This window comes from Gelidibacter japonicus (genome assembly GCF_010725055.1).
Taxonomy (GTDB): domain Bacteria; phylum Bacteroidota; class Bacteroidia; order Flavobacteriales; family Flavobacteriaceae; genus Gelidibacter; species Gelidibacter japonicus.
The window spans coordinates 159,668-180,834 of record NZ_BJKB01000005.1; the positions used below are offsets into that span (position 1 = coordinate 159,668).

Annotated in this window: 18 protein-coding genes; 12 read left to right on the forward strand and 6 right to left on the reverse strand. The window is 37.8% G+C overall.

What is annotated here, in order from left to right; translation table 11 throughout:
• Positions 1-25 precede the first annotated feature (25 nt).
• Positions 26-694: an alpha/beta hydrolase family protein gene (locus G6N06_RS07255; protein ID WP_163515401.1), complete on the reverse strand. Its 669-nt coding sequence runs from the start codon at positions 692-694 to the stop codon at positions 26-28.
• 210 nt (positions 695-904) lie between these two features.
• Between G6N06_RS07255 and G6N06_RS07260 the strand changes: the two genes are divergently transcribed.
• The gene (locus tag G6N06_RS07260) at positions 905-1,201 is read left to right on the forward strand and encodes an N-acetyltransferase (protein WP_205334736.1); all 297 of its coding nucleotides are present in this window, start codon (positions 905-907) and stop codon (positions 1,199-1,201) included.
• A 35-nt stretch (positions 1,202-1,236) separates the two neighbouring features.
• On the opposite strand, the gene G6N06_RS07265 is transcribed toward G6N06_RS07260, so the two are convergent.
• Together G6N06_RS07265 and mtaB are read right to left on the reverse strand one after the other, a co-directional pair.
• Entirely contained in the window at positions 1,237-1,746 is a 510-nt protein-coding gene (locus G6N06_RS07265) for a hypothetical protein (protein WP_163515402.1), read from the reverse strand.
• 122 nt (positions 1,747-1,868) lie between these two features.
• Positions 1,869-3,194 carry a tRNA (N(6)-L-threonylcarbamoyladenosine(37)-C(2))-methylthiotransferase MtaB gene (gene mtaB, locus G6N06_RS07270; RefSeq protein ID WP_163515403.1) on the reverse strand — a complete coding sequence of 442 codons (1,326 nt, stop codon included), beginning with the start codon at positions 3,192-3,194 and terminating at the stop codon, positions 1,869-1,871.
• Between the two features lie 93 nt (positions 3,195-3,287).
• Between mtaB and G6N06_RS07275 the strand changes: the two genes are divergently transcribed.
• Positions 3,288-3,452: a hypothetical protein gene (locus G6N06_RS07275; RefSeq protein WP_163515404.1), complete on the forward strand. Its 165-nt coding sequence runs from the start codon at positions 3,288-3,290 to the stop codon at positions 3,450-3,452.
• 187 nt (positions 3,453-3,639) lie between these two features.
• Here the strand turns inward: G6N06_RS07275 and G6N06_RS07280 are convergent, their stop codons facing one another.
• Entirely contained in the window at positions 3,640-4,815 is a 1,176-nt protein-coding gene (locus tag G6N06_RS07280; protein ID WP_163515405.1) for a GlmU family protein, read from the reverse strand.
• A gap of 201 nt (positions 4,816-5,016) precedes the next feature.
• The gene (locus G6N06_RS07285) at positions 5,017-5,268 is read right to left on the reverse strand and encodes a type B 50S ribosomal protein L31 (RefSeq protein ID WP_163515406.1); all 252 of its coding nucleotides are present in this window, start codon (positions 5,266-5,268) and stop codon (positions 5,017-5,019) included.
• Between the two features lie 248 nt (positions 5,269-5,516).
• On the opposite strand from G6N06_RS07285, the gene G6N06_RS07290 reads away from it, so the two are divergent.
• From G6N06_RS07290 to G6N06_RS07320, 7 genes are all read left to right on the forward strand, one after another.
• Positions 5,517-6,032 (forward strand): DUF4199 domain-containing protein, encoded by a 516-nt coding sequence (locus G6N06_RS07290; protein WP_205334737.1) that lies wholly within the window; start codon positions 5,517-5,519, stop codon positions 6,030-6,032.
• Positions 6,033-6,087: 55 nt separating this feature from the next.
• Entirely contained in the window at positions 6,088-7,035 is a 948-nt protein-coding gene (locus G6N06_RS07295; RefSeq protein WP_163515408.1) for a glycosyltransferase family 2 protein, read from the forward strand.
• A gap of 80 nt (positions 7,036-7,115) precedes the next feature.
• On the forward strand, positions 7,116-8,843 hold the full coding sequence (locus G6N06_RS07300) for a phospho-sugar mutase (RefSeq protein ID WP_205334738.1): 1,728 nt from the start codon (positions 7,116-7,118) through the stop codon (positions 8,841-8,843).
• Entirely contained in the window at positions 8,844-10,670 is a 1,827-nt protein-coding gene (locus tag G6N06_RS07305) for an ABC transporter ATP-binding protein (protein ID WP_163515409.1), read from the forward strand.
• A 610-nt stretch (positions 10,671-11,280) separates the two neighbouring features.
• On the forward strand, positions 11,281-11,823 hold the full coding sequence (locus tag G6N06_RS07310; protein ID WP_163515410.1) for an RNA polymerase sigma factor: 543 nt from the start codon (positions 11,281-11,283) through the stop codon (positions 11,821-11,823).
• A 33-nt stretch (positions 11,824-11,856) separates the two neighbouring features.
• Positions 11,857-12,369, forward strand: a complete 513-nt coding sequence (locus tag G6N06_RS07315) for a hypothetical protein (protein WP_163515411.1) — start codon at positions 11,857-11,859, stop codon at positions 12,367-12,369.
• Positions 12,366-12,815, forward strand: coding sequence for a sensor of ECF-type sigma factor (locus G6N06_RS07320; protein ID WP_163515412.1), 450 nt, complete (start codon positions 12,366-12,368; stop codon positions 12,813-12,815). Before G6N06_RS07315 ends, G6N06_RS07320 begins: the two co-directional genes overlap by 4 nt.
• A gap of 91 nt (positions 12,816-12,906) precedes the next feature.
• On the opposite strand, the gene G6N06_RS07325 is transcribed toward G6N06_RS07320, so the two are convergent.
• Complete coding sequence (locus tag G6N06_RS07325) at positions 12,907-13,953, reverse strand: WD40/YVTN/BNR-like repeat-containing protein (RefSeq protein ID WP_163515413.1); 1,047 nt, start codon at positions 13,951-13,953, stop codon at positions 12,907-12,909.
• A gap of 154 nt (positions 13,954-14,107) precedes the next feature.
• Between G6N06_RS07325 and G6N06_RS07330 the strand changes: the two genes are divergently transcribed.
• The 3 genes from G6N06_RS07330 (at position 14,108) to G6N06_RS07340 (ending at position 21,164) form a co-directional block, all read left to right on the forward strand.
• Positions 14,108-15,319: an RsmB/NOP family class I SAM-dependent RNA methyltransferase gene (locus G6N06_RS07330; RefSeq protein ID WP_163515414.1), complete on the forward strand. Its 1,212-nt coding sequence runs from the start codon at positions 14,108-14,110 to the stop codon at positions 15,317-15,319.
• 233 nt (positions 15,320-15,552) lie between these two features.
• Positions 15,553-19,269, forward strand: a complete 3,717-nt coding sequence (gene purL, locus G6N06_RS07335) for a phosphoribosylformylglycinamidine synthase (protein WP_163515415.1) — start codon at positions 15,553-15,555, stop codon at positions 19,267-19,269.
• A 122-nt stretch (positions 19,270-19,391) separates the two neighbouring features.
• Complete coding sequence (locus G6N06_RS07340; protein WP_163515416.1) at positions 19,392-21,164, forward strand: AMP-dependent synthetase/ligase; 1,773 nt, start codon at positions 19,392-19,394, stop codon at positions 21,162-21,164.
• The last annotated feature ends 3 nt before the right edge of the window (positions 21,165-21,167 follow it).

The window sequence follows — 21,167 nt, forward strand, 5'->3', positions numbered from 1 at the left end:
AATGTAAAAAATAATTCAACAATATTCACTTAGAGCCTGTTATTAATTCAGGAAGATGTTTATTAAACCACTTGTATTTTGTAACAATCATAATATGCGTTCCTCCTTTCACAACAATACAATCTCCTTCACATGAATGGGTAAAAATAGCATCTTTGTCTCCATGTATATAAATGGCATCCTTATTCGATTTTTCTTGGTCCCATAGCAACATTTCTTTAATGGCCCAATCCAAATACCGCTTATCATTTACAGCCAGATAAGTTTTGTAAAGATCAATACGTTTGGAAATAGTCTCGTTGAAGGCATACTTTTTCAGAACGTCCAAATTTGATAACAATTGCGTTGGGACATATTTATAGGCTTTAATGAACTTTGCAAGCTTCATTCGTTTAGGGAGTTCATGTCGTGATTTGACACTGCTTACCACAATCAATTTCCTTACGGTCATATATTTGCTCATTTCCTGTACCAAAATCCCACCAAAGGAGACTCCCAAAAGAACTGGGTTTTCATGATCAATCTTTTGAATCATACGTTTGGCATAACTTTCCAAACTTTCGTTTTCTTCAGGAATCATCCATTCCAACCAATAAATTTTAAACTGGTCTTCAGGTAATTTGATTCGTTCAAATATAGTTGGTTTCGCCGCCATTCCTGGCATAAGATAAACAGGTATAATGTTTTTCTCCATTTGAAATTATAAATCTTTGTACAAACTCCTTTAACCAAGTGTTGACGAAAAATACTCGTTCAAAGCTGCTGTAAACATTTACATCTTAAGTATTTAACATTCAAGAAATCGATTGCTAAGGTTATTTTTCGTAAATTTGCGTTGCAAAGCTATATAAAAATGTAGTGACCACCCCTTCCAGCCCAATGAAATAAAATTAAATATATAATTATGATTGATGCAGCAGAATTAGTTGACAATGACTTCTTACGTCAATTTGAGCTTAAAATTGAAGATGATTTGGCAAAAATCGAATACTCTCTTCAAGACCGTAAAATTTTTCTGACCAAAATATGTATTCCTGAGAGTATTTCCTCAGAGAAATTTGAAACAGAATTTTTAACCTTGGTATTTGAAAGTATTTCTGAACGAAATATTAGCGTTGTACCAACGAGTCCAGAAATCGCTAAATTTGTGAGGAGGAACAGGAAATACCAAAAGATGCTTCCAGTAGGCATCAGAATCTAAAATTAAAAATCCGAAGTTTAACCTTCGGTTTTTTTTTACCCTTTCTTTGTATACACCAACGTCAGATCTTTATTTTCAATCACTTCAGTCAATGCTTCGTTGTAGATCTTAATAGCATCCTTGTAAATAACGGTCAGTTGCTTGTTGGCTACAACTCCCACTATACTATTAAATTCAACATTCCCATTACTGTCGTACGAATAATCCGTGGCATAGCCAATTCGTCCTTCAGCACAAATTTCTTCAACTAAATAAACATCAGAGGTGCCATCTTTCAAGCGGATAATAATTTGGGGACTGAACGTATCTTCAGAGATTACGATGCCGTCCTTGTCAAAACTTAATATCTCATTGACATTGCAAGAGGTTTGATCCAAGAGATTTGTAGTGAAGTGCTTACTATCCTTTAACTGAATAGGGATACCGACGGTCCAAGTGGTCAATTCCCACCCGCCAATTAATGGGTTTTTTACAACCTGTTTTGAACTGCTCAATAATATAAAAAAGGTGAAAGTAAAAAAAAGTAGGCGTATTGAAGTTTTCATTTCAAGTTATTAGATTAGGGATCAACTTCGAAATTATCGATAAACGTTGATTATCTAAAAAAAAAAGGATAAATAACCTAAAAGACGGATAAAAAACACTTTAACCCGTTGATTTAGACAATTTAGTGAGCAAGAACTGGGATAAATTCAAACCTTACAATGCCATCGGAATCAATCTTAGTGAGTTCAACTTGATGAAGGGTGTTTACAAGTTCTGGGTTCCATGGGGTTTTCACCTTGACATAGTTTTCCGTAAATCCATGGATATATCCTTCTTTGTTTTCGCCTTCAAACAGAACGGTTCTTGTGCTTCCCAATTGGCTTTCGTAAAATGCACGACGTTTTTTAACCGATAATCCCCTTAGCATTTTACTCCGTTTCATTCTCACATTTTTGGAAACTACGCCATCCATTACGGCCGCTTCAGTATTATCACGTTCAGAATACGTAAACACGTGCAAATAAGAAATATCTAAGCCATTTAGAAAGTTATAGGTTTCTAAAAAGTGGCCATCCGTCTCTCCAGGAAAACCAACGATTACGTCAACACCTATACAAGCATCTGGCATGACTTCTCTAATTTTTGAAACGCGATCTATATAAAGCTCTTTCATATAACGACGTTTCATTTTTTTAAGAATGTCGTTACTGCCACTTTGTAAAGGAATATGGAAATGTGGCACAAAGGCTCTCGATTTAGCTACCAAATCAATGGTTTCATTCTTGAGCAAGTTTGGTTCAATAGATGAAATTCTTAAGCGTTCAATACCTTCCACCTTATCTAATTCAGTAACCAAATCCAGGAAGGTATGCTCATGTTTTTTATTGCCAAATTCCCCTTTCCCATAATCGCCAATATTCACTCCAGTCAATACAATTTCCTTGATATTTTGACTGGCAATCTCTTTAGCGTTCTCAATAACACTTTCCATAGTATCACTTCGCGAGATACCTCGAGCCAAAGGAATAGTGCAATAAGTACATTTATAGTCACAGCCATCTTGGACCTTTAAAAAAGCGCGTGTTCTATCGCCTATGGAATAACTTCCCACGTAAAAATCGGCCTCCTCAATTTCACACGAATGCACCTCTCCCATATCATTTTTTGAAAGGTCATTTAAATAATCAGTAATCTTGAATTTCTCTGTCGCTCCAAGTACTAAATCCACACCATTGACATCTGCCAACTCATGAGGTTTTAGCTGGGCATAACATCCCACCGCTGCCACAAAGGCCTTTGGATTGACTTTCTGCGCTTGCTTTACGATAGATTTGAAACGTTTATCGGCATTTTCTGTAACAGAACATGTATTGATCACATAAATATCAGCCACTTCATTAAATTCTACCCGATCAAAGCCCTCGTTTACAAAAGTTCTTGCAATCGTCGAGGTTTCTGAAAAATTCAGTTTGCACCCTAAAGTATAAAACGCTACTTTTTTTCTCATAATTCAGTTTTCATTTTCTAAAAATAGACGCTTCTTCCATTGAAAAATCTCTACTTTCAAAAGTAAAATACAAATTTAACCTGTTTTTGGATTTTGAAGCGCAAAGTTACGCAATTGTTTGAAAGTAATTTACATATCACGGAATTAGTAAAGAGAATTGTAAAAGCAGATATCAGTACTTTGGATAAAGTAATGGCGATTAAAAGAGCATATGGCCATTTATTCTCATCCAATAAAACAAAACAGGAAACTATCTAAAGCTATCATAATCTGGAATGAGCTACACTGTCCCAAGAGTACAAGGCCTCAAATGATAAATATTCTTTTAACTTCAACTTAGAGCGTCGAGAATAGAACCCAAAGATCCTGCTAAAAAGTGGGATTAGTTAAACTGTCAATTTTCAATCCATGGCTCCCCCATATTTAAAAATTGAGTTTTATTAATTTAATCCCTTCTGAATTTCCTAGTAATCTCAAAGATATGGTTCATAATATCTTTGTCAAGCTCGCAGAACTCTATTTCACGTCTGGACATTACCTTTTTGGCCACATCAAAGGCCTTATTTGTTTGGTAGGTCGTAAATCCAGCTGCGCCTCCCCAACTAAAACTTGGTATAAAATTGCGCGGGTACCCACTTCCAAAGATGTTTGCACTAACGCCAATTACTGTTCCTGTATTGAACATGGTGTTAATGCCACATTTACTATGATCACCCATCATAAGGCCACAAAATTGTAGTCCGGTTCTTCCAAAGCTTTCAGTAGTATAATCCCATATTTTCACCTCAGCATAATTGTTTTTAAGGTTGGAATTATTGGTATCAGCTCCCAAATTGCACCATTCGCCTATTACCGAATTTCCCAAAAAACCTTCGTGTCCCTTATTGGCATGAGAAAACAAAACCGAATTATTGACTTCGCCTCCTATCTTAGAATAAGGTCCTACTGTAGTGGGTCCATAAACCTTTGCTCCCATTTTGACAATAGAGTGTTCACAAAGCGCAAATGGTCCTCTAATCATGGCGCCTTCCATGATCTCGGCATCTTTGCCAATATAAATTGGCCCCTTAGCAGCATTAAGGGTGGCAAATTCCATTACAGCACCTTCCTCGATAAAAATGTTATGTGGGGCTATAATATTATTGGTGGCAGAGATAGGTTGTGAATCCCTTCCGTTGGTAATCAATTCAAAATCCTCCTGAATGGCCTCACCATTTTTGGCAAAAATATCCCAAACATGCTCTAACTTAATGGCTTGGCCATCATATTCAATGGCATCAAACGTATTAAAATCAATATCCTCCTGAGCATCCTTCGTGAAGAATGCGATCACATCTTCATCCTGAAAAATGGCTTGATTCTCTTTAAGGTTCTCCACCAATTGCACCAACTCATTATTGGGCAGATAAGAAGCGTTGATCATGATGTTTTCTTCCATTTCCACCATTGGATATTTTTCCGAAAGATAATCTTCAGTTATAGTGGTAGTGGTATAGCCTAAATGCATTTCCCATTTTTCCCGTACGGTCAAAATACCTATTCTGAGATCAGCCACTGGGCGTGTATAGGTAAAAGGAAGTAGATTATCTCTATAAGGACCGTCAAAAAGGATGTAGTTCATTTATTAAAATAAAAGTTAATTAGCAATCAAATAGCAAATATTATAAACGGTAGATTCTCAACCTAAGAGAAGAAATGCCTCTCCCAAATATGGCAACTATTTCGATTTCGAAAATTTCAAGGCTCAAAAGTAGTGTATTTATAGAAAACAAAAAAGCCTCCAGAAAATATCTGAAGGCTTTTGCTATTTTGGACACTAAAATTACTTTTTGAATTTAGCGTATTTGCTTTTAAATTTATCAATACGACCAGCAGTATCTACCAACTTGGATTTACCAGTGTAGAACGGGTGAGATGTTCTTGAAATCTCCATCTTTACAAGTGGATACTCAACACCATCAACGTCAATAGTTTCATTTGTATCAGCTGTAGATTTAGTTAAAAACACGTCTTCATTCGACATGTCCTTAAATGCTACAAGTCTATAATTTTCTGGATGTATACCTTTTTTCATCTCTAAATACTTTATAATCGTTCAATTTTTGAAAGTGCAAATTTAAGTAATTTTTACAAATGCGCAATAGATTTAGTTTAAATTTTCACTTTTAACTTTGGATTGGATATTGCCTTTATATTTCCTTGGCAAAAGTAACTCTTTTAAATCGCAAGATTACACACTTAACCAAAAATAGTTTGTAACGTTTTTCTATATTTGCTTACTAACTAATATATAAACTAATTAAACCAATTATTATGGATATCATGGAAACACAAAAATTTCCTCCAGGGAAATTCGCCATTAACTACGGTGTGATCTTAGGGCTTGTTATGGTCCTTATCTCAGTCTTTACTTACGTAACAGGATTAGCTATAGAAGGTGCACAATGGCCTACGGCCATTTACTATCTTATCTTTCCTATTGTCATTTTTTATGCAATTTCGCAGTATAAAAAACGAAATGCCAATCTTTTAAGCTTGAGTGATGCTCTTAAAGTAGGTGTTTTGATTGGTGTGATAAGCGCCATTGTTTTCGTGATCTATTCTCTAATATTTAATTATATCATAGATCCTGATTTTATTAACCAAATGATGGATGTAGCCAAAGATAAAATGCTTGAAGACAATCCGGAAATGACCCAAGAAATGATTGATCAAGGAATGAAGTTTGTTGAAATGTTTGCCAATCCTTGGTTAATGGGAGCTTTTTGGGTGGCTATGAGTGGACTTTTCGCTCTTATTTATTCGCTTATTGGCGGTTTGGTAATGAAAAAAGAATAGTATCATTTACAAGTAAATTTGTACTTTTGACTCATTACAACTTGAAACATCTTAAATGAACATATCAGTAGTTATACCACTACTCAACGAAAAGGAATCGTTAACTGAATTATATGATTGGATTGCAAAAGTTATGCAGTCCAATCATTTTTCTTATGAAATTATCTTTATTGATGATGGCAGTACTGATGGTTCATGGAAAGTCATAAAAAAATTATCCGAGAAAGATCCTAACGTAAAGGGCATTCGCTTTATACGGAATTTCGGAAAATCACAAGCACTTCATGCGGGATTTGAAAAGGCGCAAGGTGATGTGGTCATTACCATGGATGCCGATTTGCAGGATAGCCCAGACGAAATCCCAGAACTTTATGATATGATCGTCAAAGACCATTACGACCTGGTTTCAGGTTGGAAGAAAAAACGCTATGATTCTGTGGTTTCAAAAAATCTACCCTCCAAGCTGTTCAATTGGGCGGCACGGAGCACCTCAGGAGTCAAACTGAACGATTTTAACTGTGGACTCAAAGCATACAACCATAAAGTTGTAAAAAATATTGACGTACATGGCGAAATGCACCGTTACATTCCAGTGTTGGCCAAAAACGCTGGATTTTCAAATATCGGAGAAAAAGTCGTGCATCATCAAGCCCGAAAATACGGCACTACGAAATTCGGAATGAACCGATTTATTCATGGTTTTCTCGATTTATTGACTATTTGGTTTATCTCGCGTTTTGCGAGACGTCCCATGCATCTGTTTGGTGCCCTGGGTGCCATCATGTTGGTCATTGGATTAGGTTTTACACTTTATCTAGGCATTGACAAACTCTTTTTAAATACTACCGGCCGACTGATTACCGATCGCCCTCAATTCTATATCGCGCTATCCACGATGATTATTGGAACTCAATTTTTCATTGCTGGCTTTTTGGGTGAAATCATTTTACGCAACAAAGACGATAGAAAACGTTATCTTGTTCATGATGAATTGAATTTTTGACCCATTAAATTAATAGTCTTTAATCAATCAACATTTGCTTAATTGCCTATTTTTGTAATATTAACTTTAATCATACCGCCATGATCCACATTGAACCAAAAATTTTAGAACGCATCAACACTTGGCTAACACCAACTTTTGATAAAGAAACACAAGATAAAATCAAGGACAGTATTGCTTTTCACCCTAAGGAAATTCAAGAAGCATTTTATAAGGATTTAGAATTTGGAACGGGTGGCATGCGTGGCATAATGGGTGTAGGCACCAATCGTATCAATAAATATACTCTTGGACGAAACACACAGGGCCTGAGCAATTACTTGCATGAGCAGTTTCCAAATGAAACGCCTAAGGTGGTGATTGCTTATGATTGCCGACATAACAGTAAAACCTTGGCCAAGGTTGTGGCCGACGTGTTTTCAGCAAACGACATTCAAGTTTTTTTGTTTGAAGATCTGCGCACCACTCCTGAATTATCTTTTTCAGTAAGACATTTGGGCTGTCATTGTGGGATTGTTTTGACAGCTTCCCATAATCCTCCAGAATACAACGGTTTTAAAGTGTATTGGCAAGATGGTGGACAATTGGTACCCCCTCAAGATGCAGCCATAGTGGATGAAATCAACAGTTTGGAGTATTCCGAGATTAATTTTAAATCTAAGGACAAATTCATAAAAATCATTGGCAAGGAAGTAGATGACGCTTTTATAGACGCTTCGGTAAAAAACGGAAACTATACCACCCAAAAAGCCAAAGACGACATCACCGTTGTTTTTACCTCGCTTCATGGAACTTCTATTGTCACAATCCCTGAAACGCTCCAACGCGCAGGTTATAAAAATGTTCATATTGTCAAAGAACAAGCGGTTCCAGATGGCGGCTTCCCAACGGTACAATCTCCAAACCCTGAAGAGCCTGAGGCTTTGAAAATGGCTTTGGAACTTGCAGAAAAAGTGAATGCGGATATTGTGATTGGGACAGACCCTGACTGTGATCGTTTAGGAGTTGCGGTGAGAGATTTAAACGGCAAATTAATCCTACTTAATGGCAATCAAGCCATGTTGGTAATGACCGATTTCTTGTTAAAACAATGGAAGAAACAAGGCAAACTCGATGGCAATGAGTTTGTAGGCTCTACCATAGTTTCCACGCCAATGGTGGAGGTCTTAACAAAATCCTACGGTGTTGAATACAAAGAAGGCTTGACTGGATTTAAATGGATTGCCAAAATGATCAAAGATTTTCCTGAGCTCGACTTTATTGGAGGTGGTGAGGAAAGTTTTGGATTTATGGTGGGCGATTTTGTACGAGATAAGGACGCAGTGACCTCTACCCTATTGGCCTGCGAGATAGAAGCTCAAGCAAAGGCCGATGGCAGCTCATTTTATGAAACCCTATTACAATTGTACGTCACCCATGGACTATATAAAGAACATCTGGTTTCAATTACCAAAAAAGGCAGAGAGGGCGCCCAAGAAATCAAGCAAATGATGATTGACGCCAGAGAGAACCCATTTATGGAAATCAACGGATCCAAAGTGATAAGAATTGAGGATTACCAAACTTCAAAAGCAAAAAACTTTATCACCAATAAAGAGGAAGCTATTGATATTCCAAAATCAAACGTCATTATATACTATACCGAAGATGGCAGCAAAATAGCCTTGAGACCAAGTGGTACTGAACCTAAAATTAAGTTTTATATGAGCGTTAATGCGCCTTTGTCTTCTATTGAAGCCTACGCTTCTGTGGATAGCCAGTTGCAGAAAAAAATTGATGCCATTCTAAAAGACATGAAACTCAGCTAAATGGAGTATTTAAAGAAGTTTTATCGGTTTATTATTCCGTATAAAAAATATGCTTACCTCAACATTTTTTTCAACATCCTCTATGCGCTTTTTAGCACACTTTCATTTGTTGCTCTAATTCCTGTATTTAAGGTTATTTTTAGCGATCAACGGGAGACAGTAGTTAAACCTACATTTGAAGGGTTGGGGAGCATAAAAAGTTTTGTGGAAAATTACCTAAACTTTTTTATAGCCGATAAAATAGAGAGGTATGGCGATTTTAAAGTCCTCATGCTCATGGTTGGAGTCATCATCAGTATGTTTCTACTTAAAAATCTCTTTAATTATCTGGCCATGTATTATATCACTTTTTTGAGAAATGGCGTTTTAAAGGATATCCGGAATGTACTCTTCGATAAAATCGTCAGTCTGCCTCTTGCTTTCTATTCTGAAAAAACCAAAGGCGATACCATCTCTCGGGTCAGCGCAGATGTGGATGAGGTCAAAAATTCGTTTTTAGCCGTATTGGAAATGATTGTCAGAGAGCCTCTGACCATTTTATTTTCATTGATTGCGATGCTGATCTTGAGTGCTAAACTGACCTTATTTGTTTTTGTTTTTATTCCAATATCAGGATTCATCATTTCCAAAGTCGGAAAATCGCTCAAAAAAGGATCATTGAAAGTACAACAGGAACAAGGAACCTTCTTATCGATTCTTGAAGAAACCATGTCGGGACTTCGTATTATCAAAGCTTTCGACGTAGAACATGTGTTTGCCAAGAAGTTTGAAGACTCTAATGAACGCTACTATAAATATTCAAACGCACTATTGAACCGTCAAAACCTAGCGTCGCCCATCAGCGAATTTTTAGGAATTATCGTCATTGGGATACTTTTGGTCTATGGTGGATTTTTGGTTTTTATAGACAATTCCATGGATCCGAGTTTCTTTATAGGCTATATTACACTTGCCTATAATATTTTAACCCCTGCAAAAGCCATCGCCAAGGCAAGTTATGGGGTCAAAAAAGGAAATGGTGCGGCCAATCGGATTCTGGAATTTCTGGAATCTGAGAACACCATTAAGGAAATTGAAAATCCAGTAATTAAAAATGAATTTGAATCCAATATTAGTATCGATAATATTTCTTTCAAATACGACGACCAATTAGTGCTTAAAAACTTCAATCTGAACGTTCCCAAAGGAAAAACCGTGGCGCTTGTTGGACAATCAGGAAGTGGAAAAAGCACTATCGCCAATTTGATCACCCGGTTTTATGATGTCACTGAAGGCTCCATTTCTATTGATGATATTGATATTAAAAACCTATCCCAGTCTTCCCTAAGAGGCATGCTTGGGGTCGTATCACAAGATTCCATTCTTTTCAATGACACCATTAGCAACAATATTAAAATTGGTAAGCAGGACGCAAGCGATAAAGAAGTCATTGATGCCTTAAAAATTGCCAACGCCTGGGAATTTGTAAAAGACCTACCCGGTGGAATTCACTCCAATATAGGTGATTCTGGAAATAAACTATCCGGAGGTCAAAAGCAACGCTTAAGTATTGCCCGAGCGGTCCTTAAAAATCCTCCGATCATGATTCTTGATGAAGCCACATCAGCTTTAGACACAGAAAGTGAGCGTCTGGTCCAATCTGCCCTAGAAAATATGATGCGAAATAGAACTTCCATTGTCATAGCCCATAGATTATCAACGATTCAGAATGCCGATGAAATTGTAGTCATGCAAAAGGGAGAAATTGTTGAGCAAGGCAAACACAATGATCTCATGGCAAAAGATGGCGTGTACAAAATGCTGGTAGAGATGCAGAGTTTCGAGTAAGACAATCAATTATTAAAACTAAAAGTCGGCTCGTAATGGAGCTTTTAAGTGGGTTTGATCTCCAATCTGTTTCAGCCTTCGTCAGATGGATATTGATGAATGAGCTTAACTAAATAAACCATTCTATGGTTTGGAAATGCTAGTTTTATAATGGTCGACTGAAAGTCTGCTTCGTGAAATAGTTGGAAAAGAATATGAGAAAAACATATATTCATTCGTGAATTCGTGGCCAATACATCTTTAGAAACTAAAGTAGCTGAAATGAATCCGATAGCTATCGGGACAACCATCTGTTTTAAATGCGGAGTTTTGCTCCTTTTCAAAACAGTGTTTTACTAATAAGAAAAGGATGCCACTACCAATGCGCATCCTTTTCATTTTACTGTCAGTGCTTGGGTCGACACTGACGATTAAGTAGGTTAGTTAATGTAAATTTATTGCTTTTAATATTACTAAACAAGAAAAAAATGCAATTCGTCGATAAATTTTACTTTTAATCGATATAAATTAATGTAACCTGTTGATTATCAGTAAAATTATTTTTAAAAAAAATTAAAATAAATATATTAAACTTTTCCTACCTTCAACAGTCCTATTAAAAAACATTTTTGTGCATAACGAAAAAGAGCTCATTTTAAGATTAACCTCCGAAGCAACCAAAGACTCTGCTTTTAAGGAGTTACTTCAGTTATATAAGGAGCGGCTCTATTGGCATATTCGGAAAATTGTCGTGAGCCACGATGATACGGATGACATCTTACAGAACACCTTTATCAAGGTATATAAAAACATCCATAGTTTTAAAGGCGAGAGTAAGTTATTCTCTTGGATATACCGCATTGCGACGAATGAGGCGTTTACGCATCTAAAACGAAATTCAAAATTAAGGAGTGTTGACAACGAGGAGTTACAGGATCAAACCATTGATAATCTTGAAGCCGATGTATATTTTGAAGGTAGTGAGATTCAATTGAAATTACAAAAGGCCATTGCAACACTACCCGAAAAACAAAAATTAGTTTTTAATATGCGCTATTTTGATGATTTAAAATACTCCGATATGTCAGAGATTTTGGAAACCAGTGAAGGGGCACTAAAGGCCTCCTATCACATTGCCGTCAAAAAAATAGAGGCCTATTTAACAAACGATTAAACCTTTTGCAAAATAAAAAGTCATAGTAATAGCATGAAGAAAAGTCAGTTACATAATATAAATGAGACAGGGTTTACAACCCCTGATTCTTATTTCGATACTTTTGATCAGCGTCTGCTTAAAAAGCTGGAGGTTCAAAAGGAGATGGCTTCTATGTCAGATCCTGGTTACATCGTACCGGAAAATTACTTTGAAGATTTTGATGCTAGATTACAGGCCCGTCTTAAAAATGAAGAAAAACCAAAAGTCATATCGCTTATATCATGGCGAAATACAGCCTACATTTCAGGTGTTGCTGCTATTTTGGTGTTGATGCTTACGGTATTTTTTAGACCTAATGATCCTTTATCTATCAATCAAGTTGAAACGGCTTCGATTGAAGATTATCTGAATAATGAAAACCTCAACATCGATGATATTGCATCACTTTTAAATGAAGACGATCTTAACTTCGACAACTTTGTGTCTAATACACTTACGGAAGAGTCCTTAGAAAACTACCTCCTTAACAATGCTTCTATTGAAGATTTAATATTTGGAAAATGAAAAAAATAACGTTTATATTTTTGGTGATTTTGACTTCTTGGTCAACATTCTCACAGAACTCAGATAAAAGAGAAAGAATAAAAGCGCTTAAAGTCGCGTTTATTACTGAGCGTTTGGCCTTGACCCAAACCGAAGCCCAAAAATTTTGGCCTATTTACAACGCCTATGAAACTGAAAAAGATAATCAACGAAGACTTGGTTATGAAAAGCGCAAACAGATTTCGGAAAACATCACTGAAGCAGAAGCCAGAGTTGCACTGAATGATCTCATAAAATTTGAAAGAAACAGAGAGAATTTGAGAATCGATTTTATTGAATCTCTATTGAAGCAAAATGTATTGCCTGCAAGAAAAATTCTTCAGTTGAGAACGGCTGAGGAGGAATTTAACCGAAAGATGCTCCAGGAGTACAGGAAACGTCATGGCGATCAACATGGAAAACAATAAACTCAGAGTTTTAAATTCAATTAAAAAATCTCGAATTCCAATCATTTAGACTTGGAATTTGGGATTTTTATTTATTGGGATTTCTTTTGTTTTATTGAAATTTCAAACGTGCTATTCTCCCCTTGCCCGCAGCATAGGCCACACTATCATTTAAAAATCGGAGGGTATAAAATCCTTCATCGCTTAAATGGGTCCAAGTGCTACCAGAATCCGAAGAATAGTCAATACCCTTAAAACCTATAGTTACAAGCTTCTTCCCATTAGCATTTGGAATATATTGCACGCAACTTCGATATCCCGGTTCTACCCCATCACCCACCAATTGCCAGGTTTTTCCACCATCTGATGTTCTCATCTTATTGGCCTTTGTTCCATCTGGTTTTGTATAGTCGCCACCAATGGCAAAACCATTAGTTTCATCATAAAAATCAACGGAATATGTGCCTGTCGTGTTTTCACCATTGATCATTGGCGTTTCAAAAATCTCCCAAGACTTGCCTTTATCACCAGAAAATAATATTCTACTCGTTTTCCCACCAGTAGCTACCCAAGTCTTGTTGCCTACGATAGCAATATTGGTATTGCTTGCTGCAAACGCAGCCTCACCTTCCATGCTTTTCGGCAAGACTTCACAAGGAAGTTTATTCCAAGTTTCGCCACCATCTCGGGTGATGATGATACTCATACATCCATCAATAGGGTCTCCTATGGCAATACCCTCTTCTGAATTCCAAAAGCTCAAGGCATCATAAAACACCTTTTCATGTTCCTCTTTATATACCACTTCCATTTCACCGTTCTCGCCTGTCTTAAATAATAATGCAGGATTCTCTACACTTAGCATGAAAAAATCATTGGATGTCCTTGCCACCGCTCTAAATTGCAGATTTAAAGTGTCATAATTTTGGGTTGCCGTTGCCCATTCTTCTGTTTGAGGGTTATACAATCCAAAAACGCCGTTGTTAGCGGCAAAAGCCAAACTTTTGTCCGAAGCAACATCAATCGCTCTGATACTTAAGATACTGTCTTTAAAAATCTCTTCAATCTCAACTGAGGAGATATCAGGCTTTATAGGTGTTTCTTTTTGTTTACAAGATAAAATTGTTGTTAACAATAATAGACTGGTCAATATTCGCATGGTCTCATTTTTTGCCGAAAGATAATCGATTTAGAATCAAAAATATAAAATAGTCGCGCAGTCGTAGCATTTTAACGTAACTTTGCAGTCGCAATTTTTATAGAAAAGCTTGCAGTCGTTCAATCTAACGACAAACAATTAACAAAATTAAACAATGAGATTACACAGAAATATATCTTTTGCAGTTATAGATGGACTGATGTTGATATTTAATGAGGGCCAATATGCGGATAAGGTCATCCAGCAACTTTTAAAACGTGACAAACGTTGGGGTGCCCGGGATCGCGCCTTTGTTGCAGAAACCACTTATGACATTGTAAGATGGAAGCGTTTATATGCCGAAATAGCAGAAGTGAAGGAACCTTTTGATAGAGATAATATTTGGAGATTGTTTGCCGTTTGGGCAACCCTAAGAGGAATTAAACTTCCTGATTGGCCTTATTTTGAGAACACGCCTACCAGAAAAATAAAGGGACGGTTTGATGAACTTTCCAAAATCAGAAAGTTCAAGGAATCCATTCCCGATTGGTTGGACGAAATGGGCGAAAAAGAATTGGGCAACGACCTATGGACCAAGGAAATCAGTGCTTTAAACGAACAGGCAGATGTCATTTTAAGAGTCAACACCCTAAAAACGACCAAAGAAGCGTTACAGGCCGTATTGTTTGATTTGGACATTGAAACCGATTTTATTCCAAACTATCCCGATGCCTTAAAATTAAAAGAACGCGCCAACGTGTTTCAAACGGAGGCTTTTAAAGATGGACATTTTGAAGTTCAGGATGCCTCATCACAATTGGTAGCAAAGTTTTTAAACGTAGAACCCGGAATGCGCGTGGTGGATGCCTGTGCAGGTGCCGGAGGAAAAGCATTGCACATTGCCGCTTTAATGGAAAATAAGGGTCAGGTAATTGCACTCGACATTTACAATAACAAACTCAACGAACTCAAAAGAAGAGCCAAACGTAACGGTGTATTTAATGTAGAAACAAGAGTTATCGATTCGACCAAAGTCATCAAGAAGCTTTATGACACAGCCGATCGTGTGCTGATAGACGCACCCTGTTCAGGTTTGGGCGTATTGAGAAGAAATCCGGATGCCAAATGGAAACTGCAACCTGAGTTCATTGATCAAATTAAGATAACCCAACAGGAGATCCTACAACAATATTCAAGAATGGTCAAATCGGGCGGGCAAATGGTCTATGCAACCTGTTCCATATTGCCTTCTGAAAACCAGGATCAGGTGAAAGCCTTTTTAGCTTCAGAAGCCGGACAGGATTTTACGTTTGTAAAAGAAGAAAAACTATTGGCACACACCTCTGGCTTTGATGGTTTCTATATGGCGCTCTTACAAAAGAAATAAAAATAAAAAGAGTTAAGGGTCTTTGGCAAAATCATAACGCAAATTGCTATGACTCTGATATTTGATTTGAAGAATAGACCTGAGACTAATCGTGGGATTTTATTATTTCTATACGTAGTAAAAGTCTCTTATATTTATATCTGATTATTAAATAATTTCCTTAAAAAAGATTAATTTTGCACTTTCAAAATACAAACTGTCTGCCCAAAAAGTCAGGCATAAACTAAGACATAATGATTCATTTCTTCGGAAACCAAAACAGCAAGGTATTTGCTGTTCAAGCCACAAAAGAATTAACAACAGAAACCATCGATAAATTGGTGTGGTTATTTGGCAACCAGCCTAAAATTGAACAAGCATCTCTCGATGCTTTTTTTGTTGGCCCCCGTGCTGCCATGATCACTCCCTGGAGTACGAATGCTGTTGAAATCACGCAGAACATGGGTATTTCCGACATCATCCGTATTGAAGAATTTCAGTCTGTAACCGAAGATTTCACAGACTTTGACCCAATGATCTCTGAAAAATATAAAGGGATTGACCAGAAGTCATTCACCATTCATATCCAACCGGAGCCTATCATCGATATCGATGATATTTCGGCGTACAACCAACAAGAAGGCTTGGCTTTGAATGATGAAGAAATCGACTATTTAGAAGGGATTTCAAAAAAGATCGGCAGAAAGCTGACCGACTCGGAAGTCTTCGGATTCTCACAAGTCAATAGCGAACATTGTCGCCATAAGATTTTCAATGGCACTTTTGTGATTGATGGCGATGAAAAGGAGCACTCCCTATTCAAGATGATTCGTGAAACTTCGAATAGAAACCCGAATACGATTGTTTCAGCCTACAAAGACAACGTCGCTTTTGTAAAAGGTCCGGTCGTTGAACAATTTGCACCAAAAACTGCTGACAAACCTGATTTTTATAAAACCTCAGACTTTGAATCCGTTATTTCCTTAAAAGCAGAAACGCATAATTTTCCAACTACGGTAGAGCCTTTTAACGGGGCTGCTACAGGTTCAGGGGGAGAAATCAGGGATCGATTGGCTGGTGGGAAAGGCTCTTTGCCATTAGCGGGAACTGCGGTTTATATGACGGCTTATTCACGATTGGAGGCAGATCGCTCTTGGGAACAAAAAATGAAAGCCCGTCCGTGGTTGTACCAAACCCCAATGGATATTTTAATTAAGGCCAGTAACGGCGCTTCAGACTTTGGCAACAAATTTGGCCAACCGTTGATTTGTGGTTCCGTATTGACTTTTGAACATGATGAAAGTTCAGATGTCACAATGGGTGCAGTCGAAGGATCACCACGTAAACTGGGTTATGATAAAGTCATCATGCAAGCTGGAGGTATAGGTTACGGAAAAGCAGATCAAGCCTTAAAAGACATACCCAAAATTGGTGATAAAGTCGTCATCCTTGGTGGTGAAAATTACCGAATTGGGATGGGTGGTGCTGCCGTATCATCCGCTGATACCGGCGAATTCTCAACAGGTATCGAATTAAATGCCGTACAACGTTCCAATCCGGAAATGCAAAAGCGTGCCGCCAATGCCGTGCGTGGCATGGTTGAAAGTGAAGAAAACTTTATCGTTTCCATTCATGATCATGGTGCAGGTGGTCATTTAAATTGTTTAAGTGAACTGGTTGAAGATACTGGCGGACTGATCGATTTAGATAAATTACCAGTTGGTGACCCAACACTTTCTGCAAAGGAAATTATCGGCAATGAATCCCAAGAACGCATGGGCTTGGTCATTGCTGAAAAACATCTGGAAACACTTCAAAAAATAGCCGACCGCGAGCGTTCACCAATGTACACGGTTGGAGATGTTACCGGAAACCACCGTTTTACTTTTGAATCCAAAACCACAGGCCAAAAACCAATGGACTTGGAAATTAATGACATGTTTGGAAGCTCTCCAAAAACAATCATGACGGATAAAACGATCCACAGAAATTACGACGCGATCACTTATAAAAAGGATAAATTTTACGATTATTTAGACCAATTATTACAATTGGAAGCCGTTGCCTGTAAAGATTGGTTGACCAATAAAGTGGACCGTTGCGTGGGTGGTAAGGTTGCCAAACAACAGTGTGCCGGACCGCTTCAATTACCACTTAATAATGTTGCTGTTATGGCCTTGGATTATCAAGGAAAAGAAGGCGTCGCCACTTCCGTAGGTCATTCCCCTATTTCGGGCTTGATCGATCCAATCGCAGGAAGCAGAAATGGGATTACTGAAGCACTTACAAATATAATTTGGGCACCATTGAAGGATGGCCTGCAAAGTGTTTCACTTTCAGCCAACTGGATGTGGCCTTGTAAAAATGAAGGTGAGGATGCCCGACTTTACACCGCAGTAAAAGCCGTTTCTGAATTTTCCATTGACTTGGGCATCAATGTTCCTACAGGAAAGGATTCACTTTCCATGAAGCAGAAATATCCAAAAGAAGAAGTGATTTCTCCTGGCACCGTCATTATTTCGGCAGCTGCACACTGTAACGACATTAATAAGGTTGTCGAACCTGTCTTAAGGAGAAATTCAGGAAACATCTATTATATCAACCTGTCTCAAGATGGATTTAAATTGGGCGGTAGCTCTTTTGCGCAAATCCTGAATAAAATTGGTAACGAAACTCCAACGGTACAGAATGCAACTTATGTGAAAACTGTTTTCAATACGATTCAAGCCTTAATTAAGGATGAACACATTACTGCAGGACATGATGTGGCTTCTGGAGGATTGGTTACCACCTTATTGGAAATGTGTTTTGCCGATAACAATTTAGGGGCAGAATATGATCTGACTGACATCGGAGAAAAGGATTCTTTCAAATTACTTTTTGCTGAAAATGCAGGAATCGTTTTTCAGACCAAACCAGATACCGATCGTTATGCAGAAAAGATATTAACCGATGCAGATATTGAATTTTTCAAGATTGGAAAGGTTGTGGAAGGCGATTTCCTAAATATTATCAATGGAAGCGATGTGTTTAGCATGACGATATCGAAGTTGCGTGATATGTGGTACAAAACCTCTTTCCTACTCGATCAAAAGCAAACCGCAAACGGATTGGCAGAAGCTCGCTTTGATAATTATAAGAATCAGCCATTACGTTATAAATTTCCAGAGCATTTCACAGGAAAATTGGAAGGTACTGTCAAGTCGCGACTTGATCCTGCTACACGCCCCAAAGCAGCCATTTTAAGAGAAAAAGGCTCCAACTCAGAGCGTGAGATGGCAAACGCCATGTACCTGGCAGGATTTGATGTCAAAGACGTGCATATGACCGATTTGATTTCGGGACGTGAAACCTTGGAAGACATTCAGTTTATTGGTGCCGTTGGAGGATTTTCAAACTCGGATGTTTTAGGTTCTGCGAAGGGATGGGCCGGTGCATTTTTATACAACGAAAAAGCCAATCTCGCCTTAAAGAATTTCTTCAGAAGAGAAGACACGCTGTCAGTAGGCATTTGCAATGGCGCACAGTTATGGATGGAATTGGGCTTGGTAAATCCAGAACATGAAACTCATGGAAAACTGACCTATAATACCTCCAATAAACATGAAAGCAGTTTTGGATCTGTGAAAATACAAGAAAACAATTCGGTGATGCTGTCCAGTCTGGCCGGGAGCACCCTTGGTGTTTGGATTTCACACGGCGAAGGCAAATTCAAGCTTCCGCTCTCCGAAGAACACTATAACATCGTGGCCAAATATGGTTATGAGGCCTATCCAGCCAATCCAAATGGTTCCGATTTTAATACCGCAATGATGTGCGATAAAACTGGACGCCATTTAGTGACCATGCCGCATATTGAGCGTTCAATATTTCAATGGAACTGGCCGTATTATCCTGAATACCGAAAAGATGAAGCCTCTCCATGGTTGGAAGCTTTTGTCAATGCACGAAAATGGATTGAAAATCAATAGAAATCAGTTGTCACATTATGAATATAAAGGGGGTTCTCTTATTAAAAGCCCCTTTTTTTATGTCCTCATTTGAATATCCTATTTATTTTCATACTTTGCATATCCTAAACTTAGTAAGACTAATGACTGACGTTACGAGAATTTTTGATTTTCCTAGATATCAATTAAAACACTATAACCTTGAGAAGGCGTTTACAACAAAGTACGACGGCTTATGGACCTCAATTTCCACTCAAGAATATATTGAACAAGCCAATGCCATAAGTAGAGGCTTGTTGCGCTTAGGGGTTCAGCCTAATGATAAAATAGCGGTTATCTCCTCCAATAATAGAACAGAATGGAACGTAATGGATATTGGTATTTTGCAAATAGGGGCGCAAAACACACCTATTTATCCTACAATTTCTGAATCCGATTACGAATATATCCTCAACCATTCCGGATCAATAATCTGTTTTGTTTCAGATGAAGAAGTGTTGGCAAAAATCAATGCCATTAAATCAAAAACCAAACTGAAAGCTGTTTACACCTTCGATGATATCAAAGCTGAAAAAAGTTGGAAAGAGATCTTAGAATTAGGTAAAGACGAGAGCAATCAACGTGAGGTGGAAGCACGAATGGAGGCAGTGAAACCACACGATTTAGCCACTTTAATCTATACTTCCGGAACAACGGGAAAACCAAAGGGGGTTATGCTTTCGCACAACAACTTGGTCTCAAATGTGTTGGACAGCAAGAAACGCGTCCCTTTTGAATACGGAAAATCGAAGGCTTTAAGTTTTTTGCCTGTTTGCCATGTGTTTGAACGTATGATTTTATACCTGTACCAATACTGTGGCGTGGAAATATATTTTGCTGAATCCATTGAGAAAATGAGTGAAAACCTTCAAGAAGTCAAACCGAATGTTATGACAGCGGTACCGCGACTTTATGAAAAGGTCTATGATAAAATTGTTGCCAAAGGAGGTGAATTGACCGGCATCAAAAAGAAATTATTTTTCTGGGCCATTGATCTCGGACTCAAATATGAGCCTTATGGCGCTAACGGATGGTGGTATGAATTGCAACTCAAACTTGCAAGAAAACTTATTTTCAGCAAATGGAAAGAGGGTCTTGGAGGTCAATTGGATATGATGGTTTCTGGAAGTGCAGCATTGCAACCTCGATTGACACGAACTTTTGCCGCTGCCGAAATGCCAATCATGGAAGGTTACGGATTGACAGAAACCTCCCCGGTAATTTCAGTAAACGACATGAGAAACAAGGGTTTTAAAGTAGGTACAGTTGGAAAAATCATCGATAATGTGGAGGTGAAAATTGCAGAGGACGGAGAAATTCTGGTGAAAGGTCCAAACATCATGTTGGGCTATTATAACGAACCTGAGCAAACGAAATCTGTCATGTCCGGCGATTATTTCCACACTGGTGACATTGGTGAAATTGATGAAGACGGCTTTTTGAAAATTACAGATCGAAAGAAAGAAATGTTCAAAACCTCGGGAGGAAAATATGTGGCTCCTGCCCTATTGGAAAACGAATTAAAGCAATCGCGATTTATTGAACAGATCATGATTATAGGTGAAGGTGAAAAAATGCCGGCTGCACTGATCCAGCCAAATTTTGAATTTATTAAAGAGTGGATCAAGCATAAAGATAAAAATGTTCCATTGGATAATAAATCCATAATAAAATCAGAAGTCGTTTTGGCGCGAATCCAAAAGGAAATTGATAATGCCAATGAGCATTTTGGGAAATGGGAACAAATTAAGAAATTTGAACTGACTCCTGATATATGGTCCATTGAAGGAGGTCAACTAACTCCAACCATGAAAATGAAACGAAAAGTGATCAAGGAAATGTACAAAGATCTAATTGAGAAAATATATAGACCGTAAACC

Excerpts from the sequence above, each read along its gene's own strand:
- G6N06_RS07255 (WP_163515401.1), bottom strand. The coding sequence starts at position 694 with ATGGAGAAAAACATTATACCTGTTTATCTTATGCCAGGAATGGCGGCG.
- G6N06_RS07260 (WP_205334736.1), top strand. The coding sequence starts at position 905 with ATGATTGATGCAGCAGAATTAGTTGACAATGACTTCTTACGTCAATTT.
- G6N06_RS07265 (WP_163515402.1), bottom strand. The coding sequence starts at position 1,746 with ATGAAAACTTCAATACGCCTACTTTTTTTTACTTTCACCTTTTTTATA.
- mtaB (WP_163515403.1), bottom strand. The coding sequence starts at position 3,194 with ATGAGAAAAAAAGTAGCGTTTTATACTTTAGGGTGCAAACTGAATTTT.
- G6N06_RS07280 (WP_163515405.1), bottom strand. The coding sequence starts at position 4,815 with ATGAACTACATCCTTTTTGACGGTCCTTATAGAGATAATCTACTTCCT.
- G6N06_RS07285 (WP_163515406.1), bottom strand. The coding sequence starts at position 5,268 with ATGAAAAAAGGTATACATCCAGAAAATTATAGACTTGTAGCATTTAAG.
- G6N06_RS07290 (WP_205334737.1), top strand. The coding sequence starts at position 5,517 with ATGGAAACACAAAAATTTCCTCCAGGGAAATTCGCCATTAACTACGGT.
- G6N06_RS07295 (WP_163515408.1), top strand. The coding sequence starts at position 6,088 with ATGAACATATCAGTAGTTATACCACTACTCAACGAAAAGGAATCGTTA.
- G6N06_RS07300 (WP_205334738.1), top strand. The coding sequence starts at position 7,116 with ATGATCCACATTGAACCAAAAATTTTAGAACGCATCAACACTTGGCTA.
- G6N06_RS07305 (WP_163515409.1), top strand. The coding sequence starts at position 8,844 with ATGGAGTATTTAAAGAAGTTTTATCGGTTTATTATTCCGTATAAAAAA.
- G6N06_RS07315 (WP_163515411.1), top strand. The coding sequence starts at position 11,857 with ATGAAGAAAAGTCAGTTACATAATATAAATGAGACAGGGTTTACAACC.
- G6N06_RS07320 (WP_163515412.1), top strand. The coding sequence starts at position 12,366 with ATGAAAAAAATAACGTTTATATTTTTGGTGATTTTGACTTCTTGGTCA.
- G6N06_RS07325 (WP_163515413.1), bottom strand. The coding sequence starts at position 13,953 with ATGCGAATATTGACCAGTCTATTATTGTTAACAACAATTTTATCTTGT.
- G6N06_RS07330 (WP_163515414.1), top strand. The coding sequence starts at position 14,108 with ATGAGATTACACAGAAATATATCTTTTGCAGTTATAGATGGACTGATG.
- purL (WP_163515415.1), top strand. The coding sequence starts at position 15,553 with ATGATTCATTTCTTCGGAAACCAAAACAGCAAGGTATTTGCTGTTCAA.
- G6N06_RS07340 (WP_163515416.1), top strand. The coding sequence starts at position 19,392 with ATGACTGACGTTACGAGAATTTTTGATTTTCCTAGATATCAATTAAAA.